This window comes from Methylobacterium sp. WL9 (assembly GCF_008040035.1).
GTDB classification, from domain to species: domain Bacteria; phylum Pseudomonadota; class Alphaproteobacteria; order Rhizobiales; family Beijerinckiaceae; genus Methylobacterium; species Methylobacterium thuringiense.
The window spans coordinates 1-23,026 of sequence record NZ_VRVE01000073.1 but is presented as its reverse complement, the minus strand read 5'-3'; the positions used below and the strand labels follow the sequence as shown (position 1 = coordinate 23,026).

Annotated in this window: 25 protein-coding genes and 1 pseudogene; 9 read left to right on the top strand and 17 right to left on the bottom strand. The window is 68.9% G+C overall.

Annotated elements, in window-relative coordinates:
- Positions 1–93: 93 nt before the first annotated feature.
- The 4 genes from FV217_RS17630 to FV217_RS17615 form a co-directional block, all read right to left on the bottom strand.
- A complete protein-coding gene (locus FV217_RS17630) occupies positions 94–855 on the bottom strand; it encodes an LptA/OstA family protein (protein WP_147818477.1) in 762 nt (253 codons plus the stop codon).
- The gene (gene lptC, locus FV217_RS17625) at positions 852–1,607 is read right to left on the bottom strand and encodes an LPS export ABC transporter periplasmic protein LptC (protein WP_147818476.1); all 756 of its coding nucleotides are present in this window, start codon (positions 1,605–1,607) and stop codon (positions 852–854) included. The genes FV217_RS17630 and lptC overlap by 4 nt, the downstream gene beginning before the upstream one ends.
- A gap of 263 nt (positions 1,608–1,870) precedes the next feature.
- Complete coding sequence (locus FV217_RS17620) at positions 1,871–2,497, bottom strand: ribonuclease D (RefSeq protein ID WP_147818475.1); 627 nt, start codon at positions 2,495–2,497, stop codon at positions 1,871–1,873.
- 135 nt (positions 2,498–2,632) lie between these two features.
- Positions 2,633–2,998 carry a helix-hairpin-helix domain-containing protein gene (locus tag FV217_RS17615; RefSeq protein WP_147818474.1) on the bottom strand — a complete coding sequence of 122 codons (366 nt, stop codon included), beginning with the start codon at positions 2,996–2,998 and terminating at the stop codon, positions 2,633–2,635.
- A gap of 240 nt (positions 2,999–3,238) precedes the next feature.
- Here FV217_RS17615 and rpmF point away from each other — a divergent pair, with 240 nt between their 5' ends.
- Positions 3,239–3,427, top strand: coding sequence for a 50S ribosomal protein L32 (rpmF, locus tag FV217_RS17610; protein ID WP_003601373.1), 189 nt, complete (start codon positions 3,239–3,241; stop codon positions 3,425–3,427).
- A 22-nt stretch (positions 3,428–3,449) separates the two neighbouring features.
- Here rpmF and FV217_RS17605 read toward each other — a convergent pair whose 3' ends face one another.
- Entirely contained in the window at positions 3,450–3,635 is a 186-nt protein-coding gene (locus tag FV217_RS17605) for a hypothetical protein (RefSeq protein WP_147818473.1), read from the bottom strand.
- 184 nt (positions 3,636–3,819) lie between these two features.
- Positions 3,820–4,440 (bottom strand): polyhydroxyalkanoate synthesis repressor PhaR, encoded by a 621-nt coding sequence (gene phaR / locus FV217_RS17600; RefSeq protein ID WP_147818480.1) that lies wholly within the window; start codon positions 4,438–4,440, stop codon positions 3,820–3,822.
- 311 nt (positions 4,441–4,751) lie between these two features.
- On the opposite strand from phaR, the gene FV217_RS17595 reads away from it, so the two are divergent.
- Complete coding sequence (locus FV217_RS17595; RefSeq protein ID WP_147818472.1) at positions 4,752–5,933, top strand: acetyl-CoA C-acetyltransferase; 1,182 nt, start codon at positions 4,752–4,754, stop codon at positions 5,931–5,933.
- A gap of 53 nt (positions 5,934–5,986) precedes the next feature.
- Here the strand turns inward: FV217_RS17595 and FV217_RS23225 are convergent, their stop codons facing one another.
- Positions 5,987–6,130 carry a hypothetical protein gene (locus FV217_RS23225; RefSeq protein WP_210245150.1) on the bottom strand — a complete coding sequence of 48 codons (144 nt, stop codon included), beginning with the start codon at positions 6,128–6,130 and terminating at the stop codon, positions 5,987–5,989.
- Here FV217_RS23225 and phbB point away from each other — a divergent pair.
- Positions 6,129–6,857, top strand: coding sequence for an acetoacetyl-CoA reductase (gene phbB, locus FV217_RS17590; RefSeq protein ID WP_147818471.1), 729 nt, complete (start codon positions 6,129–6,131; stop codon positions 6,855–6,857). The two genes, FV217_RS23225 and phbB, sit on opposite strands and share 2 nt — an antisense overlap.
- Positions 6,858–7,006: 149 nt before the next feature.
- On the opposite strand, the gene FV217_RS17585 is transcribed toward phbB, so the two are convergent.
- Positions 7,007–7,903 carry a LysR family transcriptional regulator gene (locus tag FV217_RS17585; RefSeq protein WP_147818470.1) on the bottom strand — a complete coding sequence of 299 codons (897 nt, stop codon included), beginning with the start codon at positions 7,901–7,903 and terminating at the stop codon, positions 7,007–7,009.
- 108 nt (positions 7,904–8,011) lie between these two features.
- On the opposite strand from FV217_RS17585, the gene FV217_RS17580 reads away from it, so the two are divergent.
- Complete coding sequence (locus FV217_RS17580; RefSeq protein ID WP_147818469.1) at positions 8,012–8,938, top strand: aldo/keto reductase family oxidoreductase; 927 nt, start codon at positions 8,012–8,014, stop codon at positions 8,936–8,938.
- Between the two features lie 3 nt (positions 8,939–8,941).
- Here FV217_RS17580 and FV217_RS17575 read toward each other — a convergent pair whose 3' ends face one another.
- The 4 genes from FV217_RS17575 to FV217_RS17565 are packed head-to-tail and all read right to left on the bottom strand — an operon-like array spanning position 8,942 to position 12,295.
- Positions 8,942–9,382, bottom strand: a complete 441-nt coding sequence (locus FV217_RS17575; protein WP_147818468.1) for a cupin domain-containing protein — start codon at positions 9,380–9,382, stop codon at positions 8,942–8,944.
- Positions 9,379–11,070 (bottom strand): SDR family oxidoreductase, encoded by a 1,692-nt coding sequence (locus FV217_RS17570; protein WP_238232335.1) that lies wholly within the window; start codon positions 11,068–11,070, stop codon positions 9,379–9,381. The genes FV217_RS17575 and FV217_RS17570 overlap by 4 nt, the downstream gene beginning before the upstream one ends.
- Positions 11,067–11,918: a hypothetical protein gene (locus FV217_RS23485; protein WP_246682923.1), complete on the bottom strand. Its 852-nt coding sequence runs from the start codon at positions 11,916–11,918 to the stop codon at positions 11,067–11,069. Before FV217_RS23485 ends, FV217_RS17570 begins: the two co-directional genes overlap by 4 nt.
- 17 nt (positions 11,919–11,935) lie before the next feature.
- A complete protein-coding gene (locus FV217_RS17565) occupies positions 11,936–12,295 on the bottom strand; it encodes a hypothetical protein (RefSeq protein WP_147818466.1) in 360 nt (119 codons plus the stop codon).
- 357 nt (positions 12,296–12,652) lie between these two features.
- On the opposite strand from FV217_RS17565, the gene FV217_RS17560 reads away from it, so the two are divergent.
- The gene (locus FV217_RS17560) at positions 12,653–15,553 is read left to right on the top strand and encodes a phosphoenolpyruvate carboxylase (protein ID WP_147818479.1); all 2,901 of its coding nucleotides are present in this window, start codon (positions 12,653–12,655) and stop codon (positions 15,551–15,553) included.
- Between the two features lie 3 nt (positions 15,554–15,556).
- Here the strand turns inward: FV217_RS17560 and FV217_RS17555 are convergent, their stop codons facing one another.
- Positions 15,557–16,423, bottom strand: coding sequence for an MBL fold metallo-hydrolase (locus FV217_RS17555; RefSeq protein WP_147818465.1), 867 nt, complete (start codon positions 16,421–16,423; stop codon positions 15,557–15,559).
- A 165-nt stretch (positions 16,424–16,588) separates the two neighbouring features.
- Here FV217_RS17555 and FV217_RS17550 point away from each other — a divergent pair, with 165 nt between their 5' ends.
- Complete coding sequence (locus tag FV217_RS17550) at positions 16,589–17,314, top strand: HAD family hydrolase (RefSeq protein WP_147818464.1); 726 nt, start codon at positions 16,589–16,591, stop codon at positions 17,312–17,314.
- 517 nt (positions 17,315–17,831) lie between these two features.
- A complete protein-coding gene (locus FV217_RS17545) occupies positions 17,832–18,047 on the top strand; it encodes a hypothetical protein (RefSeq protein WP_147818478.1) in 216 nt (71 codons plus the stop codon).
- Between the two features lie 101 nt (positions 18,048–18,148).
- Here the strand turns inward: FV217_RS17545 and FV217_RS17540 are convergent, their stop codons facing one another.
- From FV217_RS17540 to argH, 3 genes are all read right to left on the bottom strand, one after another.
- Complete coding sequence (locus FV217_RS17540) at positions 18,149–18,892, bottom strand: invasion associated locus b family protein (RefSeq protein WP_306424642.1); 744 nt, start codon at positions 18,890–18,892, stop codon at positions 18,149–18,151.
- 181 nt (positions 18,893–19,073) lie between these two features.
- Positions 19,074–19,370 (bottom strand): hypothetical protein, encoded by a 297-nt coding sequence (locus FV217_RS17535; protein WP_147818463.1) that lies wholly within the window; start codon positions 19,368–19,370, stop codon positions 19,074–19,076.
- A gap of 105 nt (positions 19,371–19,475) precedes the next feature.
- Positions 19,476–20,861: an argininosuccinate lyase gene (gene argH, locus FV217_RS17530; protein WP_147818462.1), complete on the bottom strand. Its 1,386-nt coding sequence runs from the start codon at positions 20,859–20,861 to the stop codon at positions 19,476–19,478.
- 36 nt (positions 20,862–20,897) lie between these two features.
- Between argH and FV217_RS17525 the strand changes: the two genes are divergently transcribed.
- Positions 20,898–21,533, top strand: coding sequence for a TlpA disulfide reductase family protein (locus tag FV217_RS17525; protein WP_147818461.1), 636 nt, complete (start codon positions 20,898–20,900; stop codon positions 21,531–21,533).
- Between the two features lie 46 nt (positions 21,534–21,579).
- Positions 21,580–22,797: a Na+/H+ antiporter NhaA gene (gene nhaA / locus FV217_RS17520; RefSeq protein ID WP_147818460.1), complete on the top strand. Its 1,218-nt coding sequence runs from the start codon at positions 21,580–21,582 to the stop codon at positions 22,795–22,797.
- Between the two features lie 35 nt (positions 22,798–22,832).
- Here nhaA and FV217_RS17515 read toward each other — a convergent pair.
- Positions 22,833–23,026: pseudogene (locus tag FV217_RS17515) on the bottom strand (hypothetical protein); the annotation flags it as partial.

The window sequence follows — 23,026 nt, the reverse complement described above, 5'->3', positions numbered from 1 at the left end:
GGCGCCGCACGAACGAGGCCGCCTTCGGCGCGGAGCGCTCGCCCGAGGCGGCATGCAGGGGCATGGCGGCAGGAGCCGGGATCGACGTCGCGCTCAATTCGCCTGCGCCCGCGTCTTGGCCGGAGGAGGGGCCGCCGCCGGGGCCGCGGCCTCGGCCGGTTTCGGCTTGTTCGCCACCGCCGGCGGCTGTGCGCAGCCCTTGGACGCGCCCTTACCGCCGGCCGCGTCGGCCTTCTCGCCAGGTACGAACATCGCCGAGACGCGCCCGTTCGTGCCCGGATCCATGTTCGCGCGGCCGGAATCCATGTCGTAGACGAGGCGCGAGCCGCGGGTGACGTTGCGGCACTGGCTGAGCACGACGTTGCCGGTCAGCACGATGCGGCGGGCGACCTGATCGAAGGTGGCGTTGTCGCCGGTGGCGACCTGGTCCTTCTGCACGACGGTGACCGGCCCGGCGCAATCGACCTTGCGGATGCCGTTCTCGGCCATCTCGGCTTGGCTCTTGCCGCCCGCCTCGTCGCCGGCCTTCTCGTCCTGCTTTTCGGTTTTCTTGCCGTCCTTGTCCTTGCCGCGCTTGTAGAACACCGTGAGCGCCGAGCAGCGGATGGTGGCATCGCCCTGCACGGCGACGACGTTGCCGGCGAAGATCGCCTTGTTCTCCTTGTCGAACACGTCGAGGCGATCGGCGTCGATCTTGATCGGCTCCTTGCCGCTGCCGCCGAGCGCGCCGAGGGGTGATTCGGATTTTTCCTTGTTCTCTTTCGCCGACGCAGACGGAGCCGTGACGATCAACGTCGCGAGCGGCGCGAGCGCGAGCCCGAGGGCCAGGGCGAAAGGAAGCACACGTCCGTTCATCGCTGGACCTCCGCGCCGTCCTTCGGCGCCTCCGCCGCCGAGGTGCGGACGCGTTCGGACGCATCGCCGCCTTCGGGAGCCTTCGTCTTGCCGGTCCCCTGGAACTGCGCGTGAACGTTGCCGATGAAGGAAATCACCTTGCCGCTCTCGACCACGTCGAGGCTGTCGGCGGTCACCGAGCCGTTCGGCACCGTGACGGTCACCATCTCGGACGACTTCACCGACCCGGCCTTGAAGTCGACCGCCGCGGATTGGAGCCGGGCTTCCTCGCCCTTGTCGGTCCAGAGCCGGATGTTTTCGTGCAGCGTCAGCGATTCCTTGCTCGAATCGAACAGGCCGCCCTTCGCTTCGAGATGGGCGAGGCCGCCCTTGTCGTCGGTGGCGATGTGGCCCTTCATGGCCTGGAGTTCGATCAATGCGGGCTTTCGCACGTCCTGGAGGGCGGACGCGGCCGTGACCTCGTAACCGCGCTCGCCCTTCTTGAAGCCCGACAGCTTCGGGTTCTCCATCGTCACCTTGGTGCCCGAGACGCTGACCGGACCGATGCTGACATTGGGGATGCTGCCGGCGAACGGGCTCCAGAGCACGACGCCCGCGATGCCGAGCACGGCAATTCCAGCTGCGACCGGGATGATCCGGCGCAGCACGCGCACCCGCGCGGAGTGGCGCACGGCGCGGCCATGGGCCCGCCTGCGGCGCGCATTCTCGTTGGCGGCGCCCGCGAACGTCTCGATGGTGTCGGCCACCTGCATCGGGTTCCTGAGAGGCTGAGGTCCGAGAGTGCGACCGCTCCCACACCGACAGGTCGGGGCATGGCACCGCAACGGCCATGACCACAGGCGGTGGCGAAGTTATGGCCTCGGCTTCGGGAAATGATCAATCGCAGGCAGGTGCGCGTCGGCACATGCACACGCTGCATCTTTCGCGGACGGTCCGTCCAACTTGCCCATACCGTCGGCTAGCGCGACCGCGCGCCGCTGCTCATGCGGCGGACGGCCCGCGAGGGCCGCCATCATCAAGTATGCGCGAAAATATCATTCTCCGCCCAGCCGGCGAGATCGAGTCGCGCCCGGGTCGGCAGGAAATCGAAACAGGCCTGGGCCAGATCGGTGCGGCCCTCGCGGGCGAGCATCGTGTTCAACCGGTCGCGGGCGGCGTGGAGATGCAGCACGTCGGAGGCGGCATAGTCGAGCTGGGCCTGACTCAGGGTCTCGGCACCCCAATCCGAGGATTGCTGCTGCTTCGACAGGTCGATCCCGACCATTTCCCGGACCACGTCCTTGAGTCCGTGCCGGTCGGTATAGGTCCGGGCGAGCTTCGAGGCGATCTTGGTGCAGTAGACCGGACCCGGCATCACGCCGAGGGCGCGAAACAGCACCGCGAGGTCGAACCGCGCGAAGTGGAAGATCTTCTGGACCGCCGGGTCGCCGAGCACCCGCTTCAGGTTCACCGGGTCCGGGCCGCCGAGCGGCATCTGCACCACCTCGGCATTCCCGTCGCCGCGCGAGATCTGCACGACGCAGAGCCGGTCCCGATGCGGGTTGAGGCCCAGCGTCTCGGTGTCGATGGCGATGGCGCTGCCGGGCTGGAAGTCGGCGGGCAGGTCGCCGCGATGCAGGCGGATGATGGGCTGAGCTGGCATCTTTTGGGAGTTTTCGCGCTGATGCGCGAAGTCCGCGCTTTCCGGCGCCTAGCACCGCCGGGATCGGGCGGACAAGGGCGCAGGCTGGCAGAAGCGCGCGAGGCCCGAACCCCGCGCGCCAAAACGTCCGAATGACTACTTCTGCTTGGCGATGATCTGGTCCTTGATCCCCGCATAGACGCCCTCGGGAATGATCTTCTTCTGCACCAGTTCGTCCTTGCCCTTGTAGGGGCGGCCCTTGACGATCGCGGCCGAGCGGACGTCGCCGATGCCCTTGAGCTTGCTCAGTTCCTCGGCGGTGGCGCTGTTCAGGTCGAGCAGCGGGGTTTTCGCGGTATCCTTCGTCGCATCCTTGGCCGTATCCTTGGCCGGCGCGGCGGCGGGTGCCGCGGACGGAGAGGCCTTCATCGGCGAGGTGGCCGGGCTTGCCGACTGGGCGAGGACGGGGGTGGCGGCAAGGCAGGCGAACAGGGCCAGCGCGCGCAGGGACATGGACATCATGGAAGGGTCTCCCGACGGCGGATCGGTGTCGCCGTGCGGGATCGTTCTGGACGGCCGCGCTTGAACCGCATTTGAACGGCGGCGATCCGACGGCGCGGCACTGCGCGAAGGCATCTAGCCAGTCGGAACCGGCGCGGGTATAAGCCCGCCCTCGAACCCCGAATTCCCTTCGCGGTGCCGACGGTCTGCCTCGACGAGGGCGGCACGTCCGTGCGCCGCTTTTGCCTTGAGAAGACCCCGATGGCCGTTCCGAAGCGTAAAACCTCCCCCTCCCGGCGCGGCATGCGCCGCTCGGCCGACGCCCTCAAGGCGCCGACCTATGTCGAGGACAAGGATTCGGGCGAGCTGCGCCGTCCGCACCACATCGACCTGAAGACCGGCATGTATCGCGGCCGTCAGGTTCTCAAGGTGAAGTCGGCCGAGGCCTGAGGGTCGTTCGGAGGCTGGCGCGTCAGGCGCGCCACCTCCCGCCCGGGATGCCGGCCATCCGCGCATAGAGCGCTACGGCCGTCTGCGTCCGTTCCGAGCGCGCGATGCGCAGCGCCGGATTCGTGTCGACGATCAGCTGAGCCAGGAAACCCGCCATCGGACGTGCGCCGGAAACCCGGCGGATCGGCTGTTCACGGCTGTCCGCCATCGGGACGACGGCGAGAGCACGGCACGGGTTTTCCGCTCCAGCCTCTCCTTGCGTCCCAACCGGATCCATAACCGTCGCCTTCGCATGCCGTCTCAAGACAACTGCGCAAGGTCGAGGCCGAGAGCAAGGGTTCTTTAGCGATCCTTACGAAAAGGTTACCGCCCGAGCCGAAAACCCGCCTCGCCTACTTTTTGGCGAGAGCGTCGAGCCGGGCCTGCATCTCGAGCATCTGACGCTTCAGATCGTCGAAATCGGACGAGCCGGGATTCGACGCGGCCGGAACGGAGCCCGACGCATCCGGTTTGCCGCCCGGCGGCGTGAAGCCGCCCGTGAACATCTTCATGGCGTCGCCGAAGAAGCTCATGTTGGCCCGCACCTGCTCCTGCAGCGCCTGCTGGAACACGCCCGGCCCGAAGCTCTGGAAGCTCTGCGAAAACTTTTCGCGCAGGCCGTCCTGGTCCTTGGCGAAATTCGCCATCGAGAATTCGAGGAAGCTCGGCACCATGATGCGCATGCTGTCGCCGTAGAAGCGGATCAGCTGACGCAGGAAGGCCACCGGCAGCAGGTTGTCCTCGCCGGCCTTGTTCTCCTGCTCGAAGATGATCTGCGTCAGGACGGAACGGGTGATGTCGTCGCCGGAGCGCGCATCGTAGACGACGAAGTCTTCGCCGCTCTGCACCATGCCCGCGAGGTCTTCGAGCGTGACATAGGTCGAGGTGCCGGTGTGGTAGAGCCGGCGGTTGGCGTACTTCTTGATGACGGTCTGATGAGACTTGCCTTGGTGAGACTTGCCGTTGTCCGCCATACCCACGGCACTCCCCGCTCCGTTCGTGATGGCGCGCATCGTTGCAAAGTCCCGCATGACAGCGGCTCCGCGCCAGCACGGTTTTTCCGCATTGCGGAACCTTAAGGCTTTCGCACGGCGACGAAAACAGCAATTTGGTGCTGTTTCCCGTACATTCTCGCACCGCGGTGCCGGTTTGACCCGGATGGGATGCCTGTTCGGGTCATGAGGCTGCTTGACATCGCAGGGGCCAGCGCTTTCTTCCCTCAGACACGGTGAGTGCGCGGACGCCGACAAGAGCGAAGCCGCGCCCCGGTGAGGAGACAAGCGAGATGGCCAGCGAAGAGATCGTCATTGTCGGAGCGGCACGGACCCCGGTGGGATCGTTCGCCGGCGCTTTCGGCTCGACCCCGGCGCACGAGCTCGGCGCCATCGCGATCAAGGCGGCGCTCGAACGCGCCGGCGTTTCCCCGGACGACGTCGACGAGGTGATCTTCGGCCAGGTGCTCACCGCAGGCGCCGGCCAGAATCCCGCCCGCCAGGCCGCCATCGGCGCCGGCATCCCGGACAAGGCCACCGCCTGGGGCCTCAATCAGGTCTGCGGTTCGGGCCTGCGCACCGTCGCGGTCGGCATGCAGCAGATCGCCAACGGCGACGCGACGATCATCGTCGCCGGCGGCCAGGAATCCATGTCGCTGTCGCCCCACGCCCAGTACCTGCGCGGCGGCCAGAAGATGGGCGACATCAAGCTCGTCGACACGATGATCAAGGACGGCCTCTGGGACGCCTTCAACGGCTACCACATGGGCACCACCGCCGAGAACGTGGCGGAAGCCTTCCAGATCACGCGCCAGCAGCAGGACGAGTTCGCCGTCAGCTCGCAGAACAAGGCCGAGGCCGCCCGCAAGGAAGGCCGCTTCAAGGACGAGATCGTCCCGGTCACCGTGAAGGGCCGCAAGGGCGACACCATCGTCGACACCGACGAGTACATCCGCGACGGCGCCACCATCGAGAGCATGGCCAAGCTGAAGCCCGCCTTCTCGAAGGAGGGCACCGTCACCGCCGCCAACGCCTCCGGCCTCAACGACGGCGCCGCCGCCCTCGTGCTGATGTCGGCCTCCGAGGCGAAAAAGCGCGGCCTGACCCCGCTCGCCACCATCAAGTCGTGGGCCACCGCCGGCGTCGACCCGAAGGTGATGGGCACGGGCCCGATCCCGGCCTCCCGCAAGGCTCTCGAGAAGGCCGGCTGGCAGGCCTCCGAGCTCGACCTGATCGAGGCGAACGAAGCCTTCGCCGCGCAGGCCTGCGCCGTGAACAAGGACATGGGCTGGGACACCTCCAAGGTGAACGTCAATGGCGGCGCCATCGCCATCGGCCACCCGATCGGAGCGTCCGGCGCCCGCGTCCTGATCACCCTGCTGCACGAGATGAAGCGCCGCGACGCCAAGAAGGGCCTCGCCACGCTCTGCATCGGCGGCGGCATGGGCGTCGCGATGTGCGTCGAGCGCGCCTGAGCGCCGTTTTCGCGATGGGACGGGAGCGCCCGTCCCGTCGCCTCAAGAAAAATTCAGCCAAAAGCCTTTGAAGGCCGTTGAAATTTAAATGCCGTGCAGGCGGTGCCGGCAGCCGGCAGAATGCGACATCCCCCGGCGGGCTTGAGCGCCGCGCCGGGCGTTTCGACGAAATTCAAACAAAAAACGGAGGAAATCATGGCTCAGGAACGCGTCGCCCTCGTCACGGGCGGAACGCGCGGCATCGGCGCCGCCATCTCGAAGGGCCTTCAGGCCAAGGGCTACAAGGTCGCCGCCAATTACGGCGGCAACGACGAGGCCGCCAACGCCTTCAAGGCCGAGACCGGCATTCCGGTCTTCAAGTTCGACGTCGGCGACTACGCCGCCTGCGAGGCCGGCATCAAGCAGATCGAGTCCGAGGTCGGCCCGATCGACATCCTCGTGAACAACGCCGGCATCACCCGCGACGGCGCGTTCCACAAGATGAGCTTCGAGAAGTGGCAGGCGGTCATCAAGACCAACCTCGACTCGATGTTCACCTGCACGCGCCCGCTGATCGAGGGCATGCGCTCGCGCAACTTCGGCCGCATCATCCTGATCTCGTCGATCAACGGCCAGAAGGGCCAGGCCGGCCAGACCAACTACTCGGCCGCCAAGGCCGGCGTGATCGGCTTCGCCAAGGCACTCGCCCAGGAGAGCGCGGGCAAGGGCATCACCGTCAACGTGATCGCACCGGGCTACGTCGCCACCGAGATGGTGATGGCTGTGCCGGAGGACATCCGCAACAAGATCATCTCCACGATCCCCGTCGGACGTCTCGGCGAGGCCGAAGAGATCGCCCGTGCGGTCGAGTATCTCGCCGCCGAGGATTCCGGCTTCGTCACCGGCTCGACGCTGACCATCAACGGCGGCCAGTACATCGCTTGATTTGAGTTGCCGCTGGCCGTTCCGGCCAGCGGCGTCCGCCGCAAGCGCGGCGGCGCGCCGTCGCGCTTGCCTCCGCGCCTTCGGCGCTACGGGGGCGTGATGGGTGTGCAGAGGGTGAGCCCTTTGCCGGGTGCGGGCAGAGCCCGCGTTCAACGAATGTCAGCCTTAATGAAATCGACGAAGGCCCGCAGCGGCGCAGGCATGTGCCGGCGGTTGGCGTAGTACAGCCGCGGCCCGGAGAAGTCCGGCAGCCAGTCCTGCAACAGCGGCACCAGCGTGCCGTCGGCCAGCCCATCCCGCAGATATTCTTTGAAGGTGCAGACGAGACCGAGGCCCGCGCGGGCCGTGTGGACCTCCAGTTCGGGCGTTGTCGCGATGAGCGGCCCGGCGGCCGCGATGCGGATCGTCTCCCCGTCCCTCTCGAACTCCCATTGCGCCGTGACGCGGCTGGCGAAGCGGTGGCGGATGCAGGCGTGGCCGAGGAGGTCGCGGGGATGCCGCGGCACGCCGCGCGCGGCGAGGTAGGCCGGTGATCCGGCCAGCACGAAGCGCTGACGGCACGGGCCGATCGGCACGGCGACCATGTCGCGCTCGACGCGCTCCTCGTAGCGGATGCCGGCATCGAACCCCTCCGCCAGCACGTCGATGAAGCTGTCGTTGGTCTCCACCTCCAGACTGATCCCGGGATAGGCCGCCAAGAAGCGCGCGACGATGTCGGGCAGGACGTGTCGCGCCACCACCGTCGGGGCATTGAGCCGGAGTGTCCCGGCCGGGCTGTCGGCGGAGTCGTTCACGGCCGCCAGCGCGTCGGCGATCTCGCGCACCGCCGGGCCGAGGCGCTCCAGCAGGCGCGCGCCGGCTTCCGTCGGCGTGACGCTGCGGGTCGTGCGGTTGAGCAGCCGTGCACCGAGCCGCGCCTCCAGCCGGCGCAGGGCGTCGCTCAGGGCCGAGGCCGAGGCGCCCTGAAGCTTTGCCGCCCCGCGAAAACTGCGGGCGCGGGCCACCGCGACGAAGGCGTCGAGATCGGCGAGGTTCGGGTCGGGCATCGTGCGGATTTCCGGACAAGGCGTACGCGTCTAGCCGGGTTATCGCACGATGCCCCGTGGCGCATATCCCTCGCAGATGTTTCCCGTGAAACACCTGAGAGGCTCACCATGACCCAGACCCAGACTCCGAAATCCGATCTCGGCGGCCGCTTCACCCTGCCGGGTACATCCCTGACGCCGAACCGCCTCGGCTACGGCGCCATGCAACTCGCCGGTCCCGGTGTCTTCGGTCCGCCTCGCGACAGGGACGAGGCTCTGGCCGTGCTACGCGAGGCGGTGGATCGCGGGATCGACCACATCGATACGTCGGATTTCTACGGCCCGCACATTACAAACCAGATCATTCGCGAAGCGCTGCATCCCTATCCGGCAGGGCTGACCATCGTGACCAAGATCGGTGCGCGCCGGGGCGCGGACAAATCCTGGCCGGCGGCTCTGTCGAAGGCGGAGCTGACATCCGCCGTGCACGACAACCTGCGCAATCTTGGCCTCGACGCCCTCGCCGTGGTGAACCTGCGGATGTCGGCCGGCCACCACCATCCGGTCGACGGCCCGATCGAAGAGCCGCTGAACGCCCTCGTCGAACTCAAGCGACAAGGCCTCGTGCGCAACATCGGCCTGAGCCACGTCACGCCAGGGCAGGTGCAGGCGGCGCGCGCGATGACCGAGATCGTCTGCGTGCAGAACCAGTACAACCTCGCCCATCGCGAGGACGACGCCCTGGTCGACGGCCTTGCGGCCGACGGGATCGCCTACGTGCCGTATTTCCCGCTCGGCGGGTTTTCGCCGCTGCAATCCTCGACGCTGTCGGAGGTGGCGGCAGAGTTGGAGGCGACGCCGCTGCAGGTCGCGCTGGCCTGGCTGCTGCAGCGCGCGCCCAACATCCTGCTGATCCCAGGCACCTCGTCGGTGGCGCATCTGCGCGACAACCTGAAGGCCGGTTCGCTGCGGATTCCGCCGGAGCAAGTCGCGAGGCTCGACGCGATCGGATCGGGTGCCGAGGCGCAGGGCTCGGCGCTGCCGCGGAACGGCTGAGTGTTACCGCCTCGGCATCGGCCGCCAGTCGGACGGCGCCATCTCGAACCCGGCAAAATCGAAGCCGGGCGAGACGGTGCAGCCGACGAGAGTCCAGGCCCCGAGGCTCACGCAGGTCTGCCAATGGCCGGCCGGCACCACGAGTTGCGGGCGCTGGTTGCGGTTCAGGTCCGGACCGAGATGGTGGGCGGAGGCGTCATGGCCGTTGCCGCTCATGGTGATCACCATGGGCGCGCCGGCATACCAGTGCCAGATTTCGGCCGCGTCGACCCGATGCCAAGCCGAAACCTCGCCGACGTCGAGCAGATAGTAGATCGCGGTGCCGACCGAGCGGCCGTCGCTCTCGCGGGGATCGCGAAACGTCTCGCGATAATGGCCGCCCTCCGGATGCGGACGCAGGCCGAGGATCGTGATCACCTCGACGGCGCTGAGCTCGTCCATCATCTGCGGTTCTCCACCGGCTCGGGCACGAGCCAGCCCTTATAGCGCACGAGGAGCCCGACGCGGGGCAGGAACAGCGCGACATCGAAGCGAAAGCGGCCCTGTGCGTCCAGCCGCTCGCTCGCTTGGGTCGTCGGCCGCAGGGATCGCGGAAGCGGCAACGGGCCGAGCCGCCAGCCGGTCACGGTCATGTCGAGCCCCTCGGCATGAGCCGTGACCGCAAGATCCATGGCGAAGGGGCCGAAACGCTCGCGCAGGAGGCCTCGCCCTTCGCCGCCGGGGGCAAGGCCCATCACGCTCGAAAAGCGTGTGTCCGCGAAGCCGCGCGTCCAGCGTTCGGTGCCGCCCTCCGGCCGGATCGCCACCCGCACCGGACCTGCCGCCATCGGGCGCGGCAGCCGGAACAGTGCCGCGACGAACGCGACGGCGAAACCCGGGCCGCGCTCGACCTCGGCCGCGCCGGAATAGGTCAGGCCGCCGGTCGCGCCGTGCAGGTCCCGGATCGGGGCCGGCACCGCGTCGAAACCCGCCCCGAGCGCCCGCGCGAACAGCGGCTGCGGATGGCTCCGTTCGATCCGGGTCGTGATGCGCAGGCGGGCCATCTCCGATGCGATGGACGCGAGCGGCAGCATCCCGACGCAGGGGCGGGCGCCGGGCGCGACGGGCTCTGCGCTTGGGTCGGTGAGCCGGCGAATCATCGCCAGGGCCGGCAAGGTCGGAACATAGGGGCCGTCGCCCGCCTCCGCGACGAGGCTCCAGAGCGCCCGCGTCGGACGGTTCTCACCGTCGCGTCCGAGCGCCTCCACGATCATGCCGCCGCGATCGCTGCCGAAGCGGTCGAGCCAACCGGCCACCATCAGGAAGGGCTTCGCGAAAGGGACGAGCGACGGCAGCAGCTGCAACCGCACCGGCCAACTCGCTAGCCAGAGCCCGAGATGCAGGAACGGCAGTTCGAGCCCGGCGCGGAAGACGACGCTGCGCACCTGCGGCAGGCGTGCCGGCATGATGTCGAGATCCGGCGTCTCGCAGAGCGAAGCCCAGCGGCGACCGAGACCGGGCACGCCGACCCGGGTCAGCGATCCCCACCCGGGCCGCATCTCCCAGGCGCCATCGCGAAACAGGCGCATCGGCCGACCGACATAGGACAGGATCGCCCGCATCACCGAGAGCCCGCGCGGTGCCCGGTTGCCGGGGACGATGGCGACGGACACCGCCTCGACGCGCCGCCAGCCATCGGTGATCGCGTCCAGCACTGCATTCGAGAGCGCGGGCGTCGAGCTGGCGCCGGTCAGCGCGACGATGCCGGCCGTGCGTGCGTCGGCGTCGAGCAGGGTGGCGAAGCCGGCGACGAAATCTCTGGCATCGGCGAGGTCGAGATAGGGCAGGCCGGCCGCGATGGCGGCGCGGGCCATGCAGGGCTCGGTGCCCTGGAACGGCCCGGCCGCATCGACGACGAGACGGAGACCGAGCGCGATCAGGTCGTCGGAGGTCACCGCGGCGGCATCGAGCCGGACGGCGCGGACGCGGCCGGCGGGATGAACCCGCGCGGTTGCTTCGGCCCTGCCGAGGTCACGGCCCGCGATGACGACGGAAAGCGTGGTGGTCGCGACGATTCCGGCAACGAGGCGCGAGCCGAAAGCGCCACTGCCGCCGACGACGAGGACGGCGGCCTCCCCCGGACGTCCGCTCACTCGGAGATGGCGCCCTGAGGCAGGTTGAACTGCCGCTGCGGTGGCGCGGCCCTCGGCGCCGACGTACTCCGCGAGGACGCGCCGGGCGATGTCTGTGACGGGGAACCGGTCTGGTCGGCGGCGGTCGCCTTCTTCGATGACCGCGACCGGCCCTCCTTCCGGGCGACCGATGCGGGGGGCGCCTTGGCGGCCGGAGCGGTGCCGCATTCCTTGAAGCGCATCTGCGCGAGCGGCGTGCCGGCGTCGGAGACGATGTCGAAGCCGTCCGGCAGGCTGCCGAGCGTGGCCTCCCAGCGGATCGGACCGCCGAGCAGGCCTTCCAGCGCTGCCGGCGAGGCGCCGCGGCGGAGGGCCGTGAGGTCGCGCCCATAGGCGGTGGCGAGTTTGTCGCCGATGACGAGCTGAAGCACGCGGGTCACGTCGGGCGTCAGAGGACGCAGCGGGTTGTCGATCGTGACCGAGCCCGCGCGGGTCACCCAGAGCGAGAACGCCTTCGGTCCATCGTACTGCACGGCCTGACCGGGATCGCAGGCGACGAGCGGCGCGGCGAAGGCGCTCTGCGACGGCGAGGCCGGCACAGGCTCGCTCGCTGCCGGAAGATGCGGCTCGTCCGCTCCGGTGCGAACCTCCGGCTTCGCAACCTCGGGCGCCTTCGTCTCCGGCGACTTGGTCTCGCCGCCCGTCTCGGCCTTGGGGACGGGTTTGGACTTCGGCTTGGGTTTGGGGCGCGGCCTCGGCTTGGTGGGGGTATCCGGCGCACCTGCAGCCTCCGGCGGTGACGACGCCTCGGGCTCCTGGGCCAGGGCGGTGCCCGCCGACAGCAGCGCCGCCACGACGAGCGCGCCCATGACGCACGACCGCACGATCATCGCGCTCCGCGCCCATGAGGTTCGCCGGACCGGCCCTGCGCCTCCGCCGGATCCTCGATCAGCTTGGCTTCGATCATCTCCGCCTCGATGGTCTTCACGTCGATCGAACTCGCATCCGGTTTGGTATCCAACGTGGCATCGCTCCACTCGGCGTCGATGATCGGCCGCGTGCGGTCGATCGGGCTCGGCGGGGCAGGGCGCAGGGATCGGATCAGGAGTTCCTCGTCGCCCTCGGCGAGATCGTCCTCGCGCTGCATCCGCAGGGGCGGACGGCGCGCCTGCGCCGACATCACCGCGGCGAAGGCCAGGGCGAGACCGGCGACCGCGAGCGCGGCGAGGATCAGGAGCGTTTCCATGGCCGTCGACAGCGTTACCCCACCTCGGTCCCGGTTGCACCCGGCACGTGCGCGCAAGCTGCCGCAGGCCTTGAGAGTAAGCTGCCGCAGGCCATGAGAGTAAGCCGCCGCAGGCCGCGAGTAAGACGCCGCAGGCCATGGGTACGACGCCGAAGGCCACGGGGATGGCACCGCTGGTCACAGTGAGAGACTCCCCAACGCACGTCCCGAGGAACGGTCCTTGCGTCGCCCGCCCGACGATGAGAACACCGTGGCCTTACGGGGACGCGGGATCGACCATGGCGGAAGGACTGTCCGATGCCACTCGAAGACCGCCACCCGGACTTCCCTTCCTTCGGTGAAGACCCGGTAACCGCGATGCCCGACGATCGCTCCCCCGCGCGCCCGATTCCGGTGACCCCGGAAGACCTGGAGATCGCGCTGCTCGAACTCGTCGCGCAGTCGCGCGCCCAGGCGGCCGAGGATCCGTTCCGCAATCCCGTACTTGCGGTGACGCTCGCGATCACCCGCCGGTTCGACCGCGAGGAGATCGGCGAGGACGACCTCGACGCGCTGTTCGCGCGGCTCCGGCGCCACGCCCTCGACGCGCGGGCCGGTCGGCTGCGCGTCTATGTCGGGCTCGGGGACGGCGCGGCCGATGGCGTCGAGGCCGATATTGCCGGGCGGCTCGTTGCGGGGCTCGCCGGGCGCCAGGGCGACGTCGAAGCGTTTCGCGATCTCGTCGGCCGCACGGCCTTCGCAGCGGTGTTCACGGCGCATCCGACCTTCGGCATGCCGAAGGCGGTCGCCGCCGCGATCGCCTCCGCCGCCTCCACCACCGACGAGACGGCCCGGGCCGCCCTCGTCGAGAAGGCGGCCGCCCTCTCGACCCGGCCGGATCCGAAAATCAGCCTCGACGACGAGTTCGAGCAGGCCTGCATCGCGGCCAACCATGGCCGCAGCGCGCTGGATGTCTTCAACGGGGCGCTGCTCGATGCCGCTCGCGAACGCTGGCCCGACCGCTGGACCGAGATCGTCCCGAAACCCTTCGCCATCGCCTCCTGGGTCGGCTGCGACACGGACGGGCGCACGGATATCGGCTGGTGGGACACCCTGCGCTACCGGCTGATCTCGAAGCGGATGCAGTTCGAGCGCATCCTGCGCGATCTGCCCGACGTACCGGCAGCGCGCGTGGTGCGGGAGCTGACGGCCGGCGCACTCGACTCCGTCAAGCGCCAGCTCGCCGGTGCGCCGCTGCTCGGCACCAAGCCCTCGCTCGAAGCCGTGCACCGCTTCGCGCTGGCGCTCATCATCGAGCGTGAGCGGGCGCAGGTGGATTCGGGGCCCATGCTCGCGGGCATGGCCGCCGCGATCGGCGCGGCCGAGTCGGATGCGGACAAGCGCGCCATCGCTGTGCTGCGCTCCGGCATCGCCGCGCACGGCCTCTCGAACGCCCTACCGCATTTTCGGCTCAACGCCAGCCAGATCCACAACGCCGTGCGTCGGGTGATCGACCTCGAAGGCGAGCCGACCGACGCCGCGCAGCGCCGCTCGCACCTCTCGACGATCAACACCCTGCTCAACGACGTGCAGCCGGTGCCGGTGGATTTCGGGGCGCTCGCCGCCGAGCGCGCCTCGGCCGCCCGGCTGATGATGACGATCGCGCAGATCCTCAAGCACGTCGACGGCACCCACCCGGTGCGCTTCCTTATCGCCGAGACCGAGACCGGCTACACCCTGCTGGCCGCGCTCTGGCTCGCGCGCAATTACGGCATCGCCGACAAGCTCGAGATCACGCCGCTCTTCGAGACCGCGAGCGCGCTCGAACAGGGCATCCGCGTCCTCGACGACGCCCTGCGCAACCCGCATTGGCGGCGCCACCTCAAGCGCCTCGGCCGGCTCTGCGTGCAGTTCGGCTACTCGGATTCCGGCCGCTATGTCGGCCAGCTCGCCGCGACCTTCTGGATCGAGCGCCTGCGCCTGCGCATCACCGAGCTGATGGCGCAGAACGACCTCGCCGACGTCGAGCTCGTGATCTTCGACACGCACGGCGAATCGATCGGGCGCGGCGCCCACCCGACCAGTTTGTCCGACCGCCTCGCCTACCTCGCCCCCGAGAGCGCCCGCGAGAAGACCCGCGCGGCCGGGATCGGGGTGCGGCTCGAATCGAGCTTCCAGGGCTCGGACGGCTACCTGATGTTCGGCTCGCCCGAACTCGCCCGGGCCAGCGTCTCCCGTATCGCCGAGCATGTCTTCGCCGACGAACTGACGGACGACGACGCCTTTGCCGACTACGTCATCAACGATGCGCCGGCAGCCAAGCGCGCCGGCGGCGACCCGATCTATGCGGAGGCCGATTTCGCCGCCGAGTTCTTCCGCGCCGCGCGGCAGGACATGGAGGCGCTGGTCGAGGATCCGGGCTACGCCGCGCTGCTCGGCACATTCGGCCCTGGCCTGATCGACCGCACCGGCTCGCGCCCCGCCGCCCGCCAGTCCGACGGCGGCGGCCCGGTGATGATCACGCATCCGCGCCAGCTCAGGGCGATCCCGAACAACGCGATCCTGCAGCAGCTCGGCTTCCTCGCGAATTCGCTGCACGGCATCGGCCGTGCCGCCTCACGCGCGCCGGACATCTTTCGCAGCATGCGGGAAGACTCGGTGCGCTTCTCGCGGGCTTTCCGCCTCGTGCAGCATGCGGCCAGCGTCGGCGACCTCGACGTGCTGCGCGCCTATATCGACACCCTCGATCCGGCCGTCTGGCTGGAGCGTGCCCGTCGCACCCGCCGCGACGGCCGCCGCGACGAGCTGATCGTGGTGGCGAGCGCGCTGGAACGCCTCAACCTCGCGCCGGACCTGCGCCGCCTGTTCGGCCGCCTCACCACCGACTGGCTGGCGCTGCAGAGTGCCGCCCCCGACCTCGCCACCATGTCGGCCCGGCTGACCCTGCTCCACGCGATCCGCCTCGCGTTGGTCCACCGGATCTGGTTCCTCGCCGTCCACATCCCGAGCTTCCGGCCGCAATCGGGCCTGACGCGGGAGGCGCTGCTGGAGCGCTTCCTGCGGCTCGACATCGACGGCTGCCTCGCGCTGCTCGACGAGGTGTTTCCGATCACGCCGGACCCGACGCTCGGCCTCAATTTCGGCGAGCCCCCGGGCCCGCGCGACGTCGGCACCTACGAGGCCGAGCACGCCACGCTCTTTCAGCCGATCCGCCGGCTGTTCGTGCGGGTGCGCGAGATCTCGGGGATGATCCAGCACGAGGTTGGGGCGTTCGGCTGAACGCTACCGCGTCAGCGTCTCCATCGGCACTGGCGCCGCATGCGAGCGGCCCGAGAGCAGGCTGTCGAGCAGCGCCAACACTTCGGCCCGGCCGCAATTGGCGGCCGGCTCGAACGGGGTCCAGGTCTGGGTGAAGTCGAGGCGCTCGAACACGTCGCGGTAGCGCCGGAGTTCGTTGGGTGTGAGCGGGACGCCGCGGACAAAAGCCTTGTGGGCCGAGATCGTCAGCGCGCGGCGAAAATCCCCCGGGTCGAGTTCGAACTTGAAGGCGTCGCCGCAGAAGCAGATTTTTCGCTTGCGATCGAACAGCACGGCGTGGCCGTCGAAATGGCCGGCGGTCCGATGTAATTCCAACCCAGGCAAGGGTTCCAAAAAGTCGTCGTAGGGCCAGGAGACCTGGAGCGCCGCGCTCCAGGTGAAGTCGGCGGCCGGCAGGCACAGCTCGGGGTCGAAGCGGTCCTGCAGCTGTGGCAGCGCTCCGTAGGCGTGCGGGTGCGAGGAGGACAGCACCTGCATCCCGCCGAGCGCCGCGATCTTGTCCAGCGCCGCCGCACTGAAGACCGGGCAGCCCTCGAAGCCCATGTTGCCGTGATCCGTCTGAACCAGATAGGCGCTCGGGCCGATGCCGGTGACGGGGTCGTTCCAGAAGCGCCAGACGCCCGGCTCCAGCTCCTCCCAGTGGCAGGGAAATTCGGCCTGCGCCTGCGCCTCGCTGAGGAAGCGCCAGCCGGTCTGCGGCACCACGTGGCGCGCATCGAGGCACATCGGGCATTGCAGCGGCGTTTCGAAATGCCGCTGCCAGAAGCCGCAATTGTCACAGGTGAAGCCGGGGAGCTTGAGCGCCCCCGCGAAAGGCAGGTAGCCGGGCAATTTTTTGTCTTTTCTGTCGTTTCAGACGCGAGGGACGCGAGGCCGGAGCCGGCTCTGCGCCTGTCGTGGGCACACTAGCCGGCGATTGCGGCGACAGCGAGCGTTGCCAGCCTTCGCGGGCGCGTGTCAGGAGGCGCCGACCGAGCGACTGACAGCGGAGACGACATGACGGAACGGACGCGACCCGGTTCAGACCCTGCCGAGCCGGCCTTCGCCCGCCCCGCCTTGGTGATCTTCGATTGCGACGGCGTGCTCGTCGATTCGGAGCCGCTGAGCCTCGGCACCCTCACCGCGGCCCTCAACCGCATCGGCGTCGCCATCGACGTCGACACCGTGCGCAGCCGCTTCGCCGGCACCTCCATGACGTCGATCATGGAGCACATCGCTCACGACTTCCCCACCGTCGTCGTGCCGGAGGACTTCGTCGCGGCGGTGAAGGCGGAGACGCTGGGCGTGTTCGACCGGGAGCTCCGTGCCATGGCCGGCGTCGCGATGGCCGTGCAGGCTCTCGATATCCCGACCTGCGTGGCCTCGAGCAGCGATCCCGTGCGCCTGCGCCATTCGTTGACGCTCACCGGCCTGCTGCCGCTCTTCGACGGGCGGCTCTATTCCTCGGCCATGGTGCGGCGCGGAAAGCCCGCTCCGGACCTCTTCCTCCACGCCGCCGCCGAGATGAGGGCCGAGCCCGGCGAGTGCCTCGTCATCGAGGACAGCGTGCCCGGCGTCATCGCGGCGCGGGCGGCCGGGATGCGTGTGCTCGGCTTCACCGGAGGCGGACATTGGGGCCACGATCGGGCTGGCAGGGATCTTGCTGAAGCTGGAGCCGATCAGGTCTTTTTGGACTACCGGCAGCTCGATGCCCTGCTCGGTGGATTGCCCGGCGGGTGTTGATCGTCTCATAGGCTAGAGCAGCGTGATCCGAGCGCGGATTCTTTAGTCTTGGTACGATTCTAGACGATTCATGGCTTAACACAGGATAGATCTGCCTAGTGCGGCGAGGACATCGGATTCCTTTCGCAGTTGCAACGAACTTCGAAATAACTTTCCGTTGACCAGCGGAACCGGAGCGAGCACCCTGCTGTTGTGTGAGATCGTCATACCGCGGTGATTTGAAGTGAATAGCTTGCGCCGCGTCACCAAACGCTAAAGCATCACGATGCGCTCGCGTGTCGTGGTCCTTCATCGAGGAGGACTTACCATGCTCTTCCAGACGAGCCCGAGACCGATTGCCAATAGTTCCCACCGGCTGGCCCAACGCTGTCGACGCTGAGGCTTTCCGAGACCGACAGGTCTCGCTTTCCTTCTTCCGTCGTACTCGGCCTTTGGAAGGCCACCGGAGAATTTCAGACCGATGACATCCCTTCAGCCCGCATTGAAAAGCATCTCGGACCCGATCCTGCACGAGCGCATGACCGCGCGGGTGATCGAGGTCGGCGAGACCACGGCCGGCATCGCCGTGCCCGAACATGGCGGTGTGCGCTTCTACTCCTCCGAGCGCAGCTTCGACACGCTCGACGGCACCCTCTTCCGCAGCTTCGAGCAGGCGACCCGCGCAGCCCGCGAACGGTCGCGGCCGGGCGCCCGATCGCTCCGCCAACCGGCGCCGCGGCTGCAGGCCGTATGACCTGACCCAATCGCCGGCTCGTTGTTTGGACCGGCTGCTCGACGAACGGGGCCGCCGGACCGAGGTAGTCGGATCGGCGGTCCCGCTTTTCGTCGGATGGCCTACTTGCACTCCTCGCGCGCACGCTTCACCGCGTCGCCGAAGCCGCCGAGCGCGTAGTCGTCGCTCGTGGGCTTGCCGCGCATCGAGGTGGTGCGCACCGTCGCCGTCGGGCTCTTGGCCATTTCGGTCACGATGCGGGCCTCCTCGGCCTGATTCTGAACCCAGGCGTTCTCGTCCTTCACCACCAGCCCGAAGCGCGTGCTGCCGAGCGACAGATACGGGTCGGTCTTGCCTGCCGACGCCCCGGGCTTCGCCTGCGAAGCGGCGGGTTTCGGCTTGAAACCGAACATCACGGCGATCTCGTTCTGGACGTTCTCGCCCTTGCGGATCGTCACGAACAGATAGGCGGTGTCGCGGGCGAGCGTGTTCGGGGAGCGGGTCTGCGGCTGGGCGATGGCGTAGCAGACACGGGTCTTGCCCTGGCCGTTGGTGAACACGTTCCAGTCGCCGAAGGTCACGACAGGCGTCGCCTGCTGCATTCCCGGCGGTAGAGCGGCTTTCTTGTCGGCGGCCGGGGGCGCCTCGGCCGGCGCTTCGCTGCGCCCTCGACCGCGCCCGCGGCGTCGGCGGGACGACGATTCGCCCGCATCGAACTGCGCCTGCTGGATCGTCGCCCGAGTCCCCGTCTCCTGGGCAACCGCACCATGAACCGAGGCTACCGCGCCGACGCCCGCGAGCGCGAAGATCCCCGGCATGGCGAGGCCGGCCGTGCCAGCGGACAGAAGGCGGCTGAGGCGAAACATCGGCAAAGGTCCCAGGACGCGAACGAACGATTGCGCATCGGAACGCGCGCAACCGTACGAATTTACGGCGAAATGCCGGGCTGTCGCCGTGAGATGCGGGATTTATCCACGTAAGGCGGCGGGCTCTTGCGAAACATCCGCCACACTCTGCTCCCGAAGGAGCAGATTCCGGCTCTGCCGGTCAGGCGGCCTGCGAATCGCCCGACAGGGCGGACGACGCCAGGGCTGCGGCCTGAACCTCGATCGGCGGCAGGTCGACCGACGAGATCGCGATGACCGAAACCTCGACCGATGCCGCCTTCGCCGAGCGCTTGCTGGCCGGCGGATTGTAGGGCGTGTTGTAGCACTTGCGGATCGAGGCCCAGTAGGCGTCGCGCTCGGGCTTGGAGAACCGGCTCAGCCGATCCTCGATCATCGCGGTGGCCGCTTCGGCGAGAACCGGGGTTTCCTCAGGGCTGATCCAGCTCTCGACGGCCATGGATGAACGGTCTCCGCTACGCTTCGCCGCCACCCATAGAGTGGTCCACCTAGCTAGACTATGAACGCATCAGGCTTCCGCCGGTTGCAGGGCACCATTTTTCCGTCAGGCGGGCCCGAGTTCCTTCAGCCAGCGTTCGGCCTGCGTCCGCACGTTCGCCGGCGCGGTGCCGCCATAGCTGGTGCGGCTCGCCACCGAATTCTCGATGCCGAGCACGGCGTAGACCGCATCCGTCAGCCGCGGCTCGACCTCCTGCATCGCCGTCAGCGGCAGCTCTTCGAGCCCGATGCCCTGGCCCGAGGCGAGCCCGACGAGACGTCCGGTGACGTGATGCGCCTCGCGGAACGGCATGCCGAGCTCCCGCACAAGCCAGTCCGCGAGATCGGTGGCGGTGGCGTAGCCGGAGCCGGCCGCCCGCTTCATCACGTCGGCGACGGGCTCGAGGTCGCGCACCATGCCGGCCATGGCGGCGAGGCAGAGGGAGAGGGCAGGGAGGGCGTCGAACGTGCCCTCCTTGTCCTCCTGCATGTCCTTCGAATAGGCGAGCGGCAGGCCCTTCATCACGATCATCAGTCCGGTCAGCGCGCCGATGATGCGGCCGGACTTCGCCCGTACCAGCTCGGCCGCATCGGGATTCCGCTTCTGCGGCATGATCGAGGAGCCGGTGGTGTAGCCGTCGGACAGTTTGACGAAGTTGAACTGGGCCGAGGTCCAGACCACGAGTTCTTCAGCAAATCGCGAAAGATGGATCGCGCAGATCGACGCCGCCGAGAGCGCCTCCAGGGCGAAATCGCGGTCGGCGACGGAATCGAGCGAGTTCGCGGTCGGCCGGTCGAAGCCCAGCGCCGCCGCCGTGGCGTGCCGATCGATCGGGAAGGAGGTGCCGGCGAGCGCCGCAGCGCCAAGCGGGCACTCGTTCAGGCGAACCCGCGCATCGCGGAACCGGCCGCGGTCGCGCCCGAGCATCTCGACATAGGCGAGGCAGTGGTGGCCGAAGGTCACCGGCTGGGCCGATTGCAGGTGGGTGAAGCCGGGCATCACCGTGCCGGCATGCTTCAGCGCGGTCTCGGCGAGCGCCCGCTGCAGGTCGGCGGCCTGGGCGTCGAGGGCGTCCAGCGTGTCGCGCACCCAGAGCCGCATGTCCGTGGCGACCTGGTCGTTGCGCGAGCGGGCGGTGTGCAGGCGTCCGGCCGTCGGGCCGACGATCTCGGTGAGCCGGCTCTCCACCGCCATGTGGATGTCTTCCAGCGCCCGGTCGAACACGAAGCTGCCGGCCGCGATCTCGGATTCCACCGTCTTGAGCCCGGCCTCGATCGCTGCCACATCTTCGGGCGGCAGGATGCCGGCCGCACCCAGCATCGCGACATGCGCCAGCGAGCCGCGGATGTCCTGGGGGGCAAGCCGCTTGTCGAACCCGATGGAGGCGTTGATTTCCTCCATGATCTCGGCGGGGCCGCTCGCGAAGCGCCCGCCCCACATCCGGTTGCTCATGTCTGACAAAACCTTCCCGCCGGCCGGGCGCAGTTGATGGCGAACCGGGCCATTCTCGTCGCGGGCGGTGCTGCCGCCGCGATCCTCGCTGGGCTCGCCCTATACGGGACCGGCTCGAAGCTCGGCAACCTCGCGACGCCTGAGCCCTGCGCGAACGCCGCCGCGACCGTGGCGCGGATCGCCCCCCTCGCCCGCGGAGATGTCGCCGCCCTCGACACCACCGGCGAACCGAAGCCGGGCGTGGTCCTTCAGTTGAAGGGCCCGGACGGCGCCGACACCAGCCTCGCCGCCCTCAGGGGCAAGGCGCTGCTGGTGAACCTCTGGGCGACCTGGTGCGCCCCCTGCAAGGCCGAGATGCCCGCCCTCGACAGGCTTCAGGGCGAGCTTGGTGGCGAAAAATTCCAGGTCGTCGCGATCAACGTCGAGACGCGCAACCTCGACAAGCCGCCGAAATGGCTCGCCGACACCGGCATCAAGACCCTCGCCTATTACGGCGACCCGGCCGGCAAGGTGCTTCCCGCCGTCCAGCAGCAGACCGGCACCATCGGCCTGCCGACCACCCTGCTGATCGACGCCGGGGGCTGCGAAGTCGGCGTGATGAAGGGGCCGGCGGACTGGGCCGGCGCGGACGGAACGGCGTTGATCAAGGCGCTGATGGGGGACGGGGCATAACTGGCAGACTTGTCCAGTCAGCGCTCAGGGCGCACGGCATCGCGTCATGAAGCCGCCGCCCAAAGCCGTCCGCGTCCTACGAAGCCGCGTGCGCCGCCCGATCTCGGCCTTGCGCGCCTTTCTCGTCAGCGAGGCGAGCGGCGGCCTCGTGCTGATGGCAGCTGCAAGTGCCGCCCTGGTGATTGCAAATTCGCCGCTGGGCGAGGCCTACGCCCACGCGCTGCACGCCCGTCTCGGGCCCTTGAGCCTGCTGCACTGGATCAACGACGGCCTGATGGCCGTGTTCTTCCTGCTCGTGGGCCTGGAGATCAAGCGCGAGGGGCTCGACGGGCGCCTGCGGACCTGGCCGGACCGGGTGTTGCCCGGCCTCGCAGCCGCCGCCGGCATGGCGGCGCCAGCGTTGGTCTATCTCGCTTTCAATCTCGCGACAGGCACGGCGCGGGGCTGGGCGATCCCGGCCGCCACCGACATCGCCTTCGCACTCGGCGTGCTGGCGCTGCTCGGCCCACGCGTGCCGATCTCGCTCAAGATCTTCCTCAGCGCGGTGGCGATCGTCGACGATCTCGGGGCCGTCGTCATCATCGCCCTGTTCTATACCGGCAGCCTCGACGCGACGATGCTCGCCGGAGCCGCCGCGGTGATGCTGGCCCTGTTCGGGCTCAACCGCAGCGGCGTGCGGGCGCTCTGGCCCTATCTCGTTCTCGGATTCGTGCTCTGGGTCCTGGTGCTGCGCTCCGGCATTCACCCCACCGTGGCCGGGGTGCTGCTGGCGCTGTTCATCCCGATCCGCCCGACGCCGGGCCGGCCGGAGGACGCGGCTTCGCCGCTGCACCGGCTGGAGCACGCCCTCGCCCCGTGGGTCGCCTTCCTGATCGTGCCGGTCTTCGGCTTCGCCAATGCCGGCGTCCAGCTGATCGGCCTGCCGGCACACGCGCTGCTCGATCCGGTGACGCTCGGCGTGGCGCTCGGCCTCTTTGCCGGCAAGCAGCTGGGCGTGCTGCTGAGCGTGCGCCTCGCGGTCGCCCTCGGCATCGCCCACAAACCCGGCGGAGCGAACTGGGGACAGGTCTACGGCGTGGCGCTGCTCTGCGGCATCGGTTTCACCATGAGCCTGTTCATCGGCGGCCTCGCCTTCGGCGACGGCCTGCACGAGACGGAGACGAAGCTCGGCGTGCTCGTCGGGTCGCTGCTGTCGGGGATCGCCGGGGCCGTCGTGATGAAGCTGGCCACAGGGCGGACGGCCCACGAAAAAGGCGCCCGGTAAGGGGCGCCCGATCGTTCGTCGCGGGGCGATCGTGCCTACTCGCAGACCTCGACGCGCCGGTAGGTGAACGCGTCCTCGTCGAGCCAGACCTTGCGGCGCTCGTAATGGCAGACCGGGCCGCGGCGCGGGCGAACGTAGACCGGCACGGGCTCTTCTTCGACATAGACCGGACGCGGGCCGGGCGGGGGCGCGCCACCGCCGCCGAGCATGGCGCCGAGCGCCACGCCGC

What these genes read in the sequence shown, in the direction of transcription:
- FV217_RS17630 (WP_147818477.1), bottom strand. Translation starts at nt 855, where the DNA reads ATGAACGGACGTGTGCTTCCTTTCGCCCTGGCCCTCGGGCTCGCGCTC.
- lptC (WP_147818476.1), bottom strand. Translation starts at nt 1,607, where the DNA reads ATGCAGGTGGCCGACACCATCGAGACGTTCGCGGGCGCCGCCAACGAG.
- FV217_RS17620 (WP_147818475.1), bottom strand. Translation starts at nt 2,497, where the DNA reads ATGCCAGCTCAGCCCATCATCCGCCTGCATCGCGGCGACCTGCCCGCC.
- FV217_RS17615 (WP_147818474.1), bottom strand. Translation starts at nt 2,998, where the DNA reads ATGATGTCCATGTCCCTGCGCGCGCTGGCCCTGTTCGCCTGCCTTGCC.
- rpmF (WP_003601373.1), top strand. Translation starts at nt 3,239, where the DNA reads ATGGCCGTTCCGAAGCGTAAAACCTCCCCCTCCCGGCGCGGCATGCGC.
- FV217_RS17605 (WP_147818473.1), bottom strand. Translation starts at nt 3,635, where the DNA reads ATGGCGGACAGCCGTGAACAGCCGATCCGCCGGGTTTCCGGCGCACGT.
- phaR (WP_147818480.1), bottom strand. Translation starts at nt 4,440, where the DNA reads ATGGCGGACAACGGCAAGTCTCACCAAGGCAAGTCTCATCAGACCGTC.
- FV217_RS17595 (WP_147818472.1), top strand. Translation starts at nt 4,752, where the DNA reads ATGGCCAGCGAAGAGATCGTCATTGTCGGAGCGGCACGGACCCCGGTG.
- phbB (WP_147818471.1), top strand. Translation starts at nt 6,129, where the DNA reads ATGGCTCAGGAACGCGTCGCCCTCGTCACGGGCGGAACGCGCGGCATC.
- FV217_RS23225 (WP_210245150.1), bottom strand. Translation starts at nt 6,130, where the DNA reads ATGATTTCCTCCGTTTTTTGTTTGAATTTCGTCGAAACGCCCGGCGCG.
- FV217_RS17585 (WP_147818470.1), bottom strand. Translation starts at nt 7,903, where the DNA reads ATGCCCGACCCGAACCTCGCCGATCTCGACGCCTTCGTCGCGGTGGCC.
- FV217_RS17580 (WP_147818469.1), top strand. Translation starts at nt 8,012, where the DNA reads ATGACCCAGACCCAGACTCCGAAATCCGATCTCGGCGGCCGCTTCACC.
- FV217_RS17575 (WP_147818468.1), bottom strand. Translation starts at nt 9,382, where the DNA reads ATGATGGACGAGCTCAGCGCCGTCGAGGTGATCACGATCCTCGGCCTG.
- FV217_RS23485 (WP_246682923.1), bottom strand. Translation starts at nt 11,918, where the DNA reads ATGGGCGCGCTCGTCGTGGCGGCGCTGCTGTCGGCGGGCACCGCCCTG.
- FV217_RS17565 (WP_147818466.1), bottom strand. Translation starts at nt 12,295, where the DNA reads ATGGAAACGCTCCTGATCCTCGCCGCGCTCGCGGTCGCCGGTCTCGCC.
- FV217_RS17560 (WP_147818479.1), top strand. Translation starts at nt 12,653, where the DNA reads ATGCCCGACGATCGCTCCCCCGCGCGCCCGATTCCGGTGACCCCGGAA.
- FV217_RS17550 (WP_147818464.1), top strand. Translation starts at nt 16,589, where the DNA reads ATGACGGAACGGACGCGACCCGGTTCAGACCCTGCCGAGCCGGCCTTC.
- FV217_RS17545 (WP_147818478.1), top strand. Translation starts at nt 17,832, where the DNA reads ATGACCGCGCGGGTGATCGAGGTCGGCGAGACCACGGCCGGCATCGCC.
- FV217_RS17540 (WP_306424642.1), bottom strand. Translation starts at nt 18,892, where the DNA reads ATGTTTCGCCTCAGCCGCCTTCTGTCCGCTGGCACGGCCGGCCTCGCC.
- FV217_RS17535 (WP_147818463.1), bottom strand. Translation starts at nt 19,370, where the DNA reads ATGGCCGTCGAGAGCTGGATCAGCCCTGAGGAAACCCCGGTTCTCGCC.
- argH (WP_147818462.1), bottom strand. Translation starts at nt 20,861, where the DNA reads ATGAGCAACCGGATGTGGGGCGGGCGCTTCGCGAGCGGCCCCGCCGAG.
- FV217_RS17525 (WP_147818461.1), top strand. Translation starts at nt 20,898, where the DNA reads ATGGCGAACCGGGCCATTCTCGTCGCGGGCGGTGCTGCCGCCGCGATC.
- nhaA (WP_147818460.1), top strand. Translation starts at nt 21,580, where the DNA reads ATGAAGCCGCCGCCCAAAGCCGTCCGCGTCCTACGAAGCCGCGTGCGC.